We start from the raw sequence: 4,632 nt of genomic DNA, 5'->3' as shown, positions 1-4,632 counted from the left end.
GCAGCGGCGCGCACCGCACCACCGCCGGCGCCGCGCCGGCGACCGCGAGCGAGACAACCGCGTCGCGGTCGAGTCGGGGTGCCCGGGCCAGCACCTGCCCGGTCGCGGCCACCCGTTCGAGGGCCTCGGTCAGCTCGGTCAGGCCGACCGCGGTGATCTGCCAGACGTCACCCCAGCAACCGGTGAGGACACCGGTCGCGGGCAGCGTCTCGGCGAGCAGCATCCGGCGGGTCTCCGGCCGGATCCGCTCCCGCCTGACCAGCCGCATCACGTCGATGACGATCCGGCGCTCGGCCGGCAGCGGCCGCAGGACCGCCGCGAGCTCGTCGAGCATCTTCGCGCTGTCCCGGGCCGCCAGGACGCTCTGCTGCTCGGCGAGCTCCGCGGTGACCGTGACAATCAGGTCCGGCCGCCCGGCGAACGCCCGACCGATCTCCTGCAGCATCGTCATGATTGCGCTACGCCCACCGCGTTGCGGGCTGCCGGTGTCGGCCGCGAGGGCACTCTCGTCCGGGTTCACCAGCAGGTGCGCGAAGGCCGCGGCGAACAGCCGCCGGGCCGCGCTCTGCCCCGCCGTCGCTCCGATGCGCCTGCGCAGCCCCTGCAACGAGACGTCATCGACCAGCGGCAGGTCCCGCCAGGCGCGCGGAACGTGGGCTTGGCCGTCCTCGTCGAGCAGCGGCAGCGCGAACTCCACCGGCTGGCCGGCGCTCGCCAGGGCCTTCGGTTCGGTCAGAGCCGCCGGGTCGACACCGAAGGCGATGATCCGGGCCGGATCGGGCACCGCGCCGTCCGGTGCCCGGTGCGCGGACCGCACGCGTCGCAGCGCAACCAGGGTCCGGGCGAGGTCGTCGGGCGGGCAGAGCAGCCAGCCGGAACCGCCGAGCAGGCCAGCCAGCGGGCTGGACAGGTCCGCGGCCTCGAAGGCGGCCACCCCGACCGCCGCCCGCCCGGACTGCAGGCTCGCCGCGAGGCGCACCGGCTCCGGGTTGACCCGGCGCTCGGCCGTCATGACCTCCGTCCCCGCCGGCGCGAACACTCCCCGCAGGCCCTTGGGATCGCCGCGCGGGGTGAGCGTCTCGTCGAAACGGCGCACCGTCACCGGGCGCTGCTCACCGGCCTGCAGGACGGTGGTGAGATCGACGTCGAACCCGGTGCCGGAACGCGGCACGAACACCCGGACGCCGTACCTGAGCTTCATCACGACGAACCGGGGGTCGACCCGGTCGACCGTGCCCAGGTACGTACCGCCGACCAGGCCCCGCTCGAAGCGGGGGTTGCGGTCGCCGAACCCGCCACGGGCCGCGGCGTCGTGATGGTAGGCGATGATGACGTCGGAGGCGGCGAGACCCTCGGTGATCTTCGTGCGCCGCGCCGCGGCGGCCAGCGTCGTGAGCTCCTCCCGGAGCCGGCCGGGCTGCAGGTCGGCAACCCGGGCGTCGATCCCGCAGCCCCGCAGGTACCGGTCCACCGCCTGCTCGCGCGCCGCCCGCGATCCGCCCGTCACCGCACCGTAGGCGGTCGGCCGGCGGCCGGTGGACAACCACCCGATCAGCCGGGCCAACGCCCGGACCTGCGCTGCCCGCCACTCCTCCAGCGGGGCGTCCGGTGCCGGGATGTCGTCGCCGAGCAGTTCCACCGTGTCCTGGCTACGTTCGGACGCGGGCGGGATCACCCCCCGGGCCGGCGCGTACCCGTGGCGGCCGTACCCGACCAGCCGCAGCGATCCCCGGCAGTGCACGAGATGGTCCGGGCTGAGCTCGATGGGAACGACGCCGAGCTGGGTCGCGGCGTCGTCGAGCAGCGCGCCGAGCGGGGCGAGCATGTCCATGACGTCCGCGGGGGCCGCGAACTCGCCGTTCGCGAGCTGCGCGGCCATGCTGTCGTCCCCGCGTTGCCGCTCGAGCGGGTCGGTGAGCGGGCCAGCCGCCCAGCTCGTGATGTAACCCGTGGGCACCTCGTAACCCGTGGGCACCCCGTAACCCGTGGGCACCCCGTAACCCGTGGGCGCCCCGTCGGGGCCGTCGACGATGTCGAGCAGCAGGGGGGTCAGCGGGTTGCCGAGCGAGAGCAGCTCCATACCGACCCGTAGCGTCGACGGGCCGCCCGCGCCGGCCGTACGCAGGGCGCCGAAGCCCAGCCCGGCGAGGCTGACCAGGCGTACCCGGCAGTCGGCCCCGGCGCCGCGGATCCGCCGGGGCATCTCCCGCCAGGTCCGGCCGCTGCGGCCCACGACCGCCGGACGCTGGTCCGCCGCTTCCCCCGCTTCCGCCGGCGGCGCGCCCGGCGTGGACCGCGCGCCTCCGGTCCGCGCCGGCCGGTGTCCCCGCTGCGCCGACGCGGCGCCGTCGGCGAGTCGGGCGGGTCCGGCGGGTCCGGCGGGGAGCGGCTCGGGGTCCGCGAAGTCGTCGAAGTCGTCCGCGGCGGCGGGACCCGCGGTGCCGGCCGGGTACCCGCCACCACCCGAAGACGCCGCGCTCCCCGGATACCCGCCACCACCCGGAGACGCCGCGCCGGGCGATCCCGTCCGACCGCCCTGGAAGGCCCCGCCGTTCGAGCCCGCTCCGCCGTCGGGCTGGCTCCCCCACGGACTCCGGTTCCACCAGCTCACGGTTGCGGCTCCTCATCCGACAGGACCTCGCGGGCGACCAGCGCGGTGCGCACCGCGGCGATCTCCGCACGTAGCACGGTGGCGGTGCCGAGCCGGAAGCGCGGATCGGCGGGCAGGCAGTCGGTGATCAGGCGGATCAGCATGGGGTGCACGCGACGGGCCGCGAGCTCACCCCGCAACTGCCGCAGCTTCTCGTCCCGCGCCTCGGCGTCCGCCTGGGAACCGGCGGCGTCCGCGGCCGACCTGGCCTCGGTCGCCCCGCCGAGCCAGTCGTCCGGGCGGTCACCGGTCAGCGCGAACAGCAGGGTGGCCGCCAGGCAGTGCAGATCGTACTGCGGGCTGAGCGGCTCGGCTCCCGGCGGGGCATAGCCCGGGGTCGCGGTGGTGGGCATGACCTTGGCCGACGGCTCGACGATCGCCGCCGTCGACAAGTCGACGAGCGAGTACCGAGGTGGGTCACCGGCGGCGAGGATGTTCTCCGGCTTGATGTCGCCGTGGACCCAGTACCCCCTGATCCGTTCCTCATGCTGGTAGAGCCGCTGCGGTCGGATCGTGTGCATCGCCTCCAGCGTGGCGCTGATCTGGTCGGCCAGTTCGACGACCTGGCGGGCGCTGAGCGGGCCAGACTCGGTGACCCGGGAGTCGAGCGTGGTGGGCACCATCTGCCCGATGTCACCGATGAACTGCATGACGATGAACGCCTCACGGTTGTACCGCTCGGCCTCCCGCTCGTTGCCCCCGGTCACGAGCGCGTTATGGTCGTGCCGGGTCGGTGAGGGCCCGTAGACGACGTCCACCAGGGCCGGCACCCCATGGGTGATCTCGCCGAGCGCCGCCTGAACGGCGACCGCGTCCTCGACGTCGATCGAGCGCTTCTCGTACTGGGTCCTGGCGTACTCGGGGTTGATGTCGTGGTCGCGGCCGCCCCACCATGCGCCCTTGACGACGACCAGGGCGTTGCTCCACTCGTCCCGGGCGAGCTCGACGTAACCCTGGCCGCCCTCGGCGAGATGACGCACGCAGCGGTACCGGCCACGGCCCCAGGTGCGCGGCACCGACGCGAAGGACGCCCCGTAACGCAACCGTTCGACGATCTCCAGATCGGAGGCGACCGTACTCACCGGCCACCTCCGAGTACCCCACCGCCGCCGGGTCCGCCGCTCCCGAGCACCCCGCCGGCCGGCCAGGGTCCCGTCACACGCACTTCCAGGCCCACGACGTCGCGGACCAGCCAGACCGGCTCCTCGCCGTCCCACCTCTCGGCGACACCCGGCGTCAGCCGCCGGGAACCCAGCCAGGAGCCGTTCGTCGACAGATCGGTGAGCGTCACCGTCCCGTCGCGCTCGTTGCCGACCATCAGATGGCGCCGCGAGACCCGGCCGGCGGCGTCGACCTGAAGCCGGTCGCAGACGTCGACGACGATCAGGTCGTCCGCCGTCCGCTGCACGGCGTTCGGTTGCCGTCCCAGCACGATGCGTTCGCCGGGTCCCACGTTCGGGGTGTCGAACGACGAGCCGTCGCCGCGCCGGACGGTCAGCCGCCAGCCTGTTCCGCCCGGCCGCCCGGCCGCCCTGGTTGCCTCGGCCGCCCTGGTTGCCCCGGCTGCCTTGGCCGCCTCAGCTGCCTGGGCCGCCTCAGCCGCGACGACCGCGTTGACCCTGCCGACCCGCACGAGCGACCCGGCCAGGTGGAGCGGGATATCGAAACACCACTCCCGGGGCAGGTCACGCACCAGCCGGTCGTCGCCCAGACTGGTGCCGTTGTGGGAGCGGTCGACCACCGTCGCCGTGCCGGAAGCCGTGAGGGTGATCTCCACGTGCCGGGTGCTGATGTAGTCGTAACTGCTACCGAGCCCGGCCGTGACGTCAACGAGCCGCTCCGAGCCGAGGTTGTCGTCGGGATGCCGCCCAAGGACGACCGTGGTGCCCACCTCCAACGTCACGAGACGATGGGTGCCGCCACCCTCGATCCGCAGCACGACCGGACCCGCCACCACCCTGGGACCCCACCCGGCGCCGGAC

2 protein-coding genes and 1 pseudogene are annotated in these 4,632 nt (G+C 74.2%); all 3 read right to left on the bottom strand.

The window, feature by feature from the left end; translation table 11 throughout:
• A pseudogene (locus AC08OP_RS17195) lies at positions 1 to 2,611 on the bottom strand (hypothetical protein); the annotation flags it as partial.
• Positions 2,608 to 3,732, bottom strand: a complete 1,125-nt coding sequence (locus tag AC08OP_RS17190; RefSeq protein WP_476615123.1) for a protein kinase domain-containing protein — start codon at positions 3,730 to 3,732, stop codon at positions 2,608 to 2,610. The gene AC08OP_RS17190 and the pseudogene AC08OP_RS17195, both read right to left, overlap by 4 nt.
• On the bottom strand, positions 3,729 to 4,632 hold a 904-nt coding region (locus AC08OP_RS17185), incomplete at its 5' end, for an FHA domain-containing protein (protein ID WP_476615122.1). The genes AC08OP_RS17190 and AC08OP_RS17185, both read right to left, overlap by 4 nt.

The organism is Frankia sp. CeRuru1 (assembly GCF_977966315.1).
Note: the sequence above shows the minus strand (reverse complement) of the source record. Positions and strands in the feature narration are given on the sequence as shown.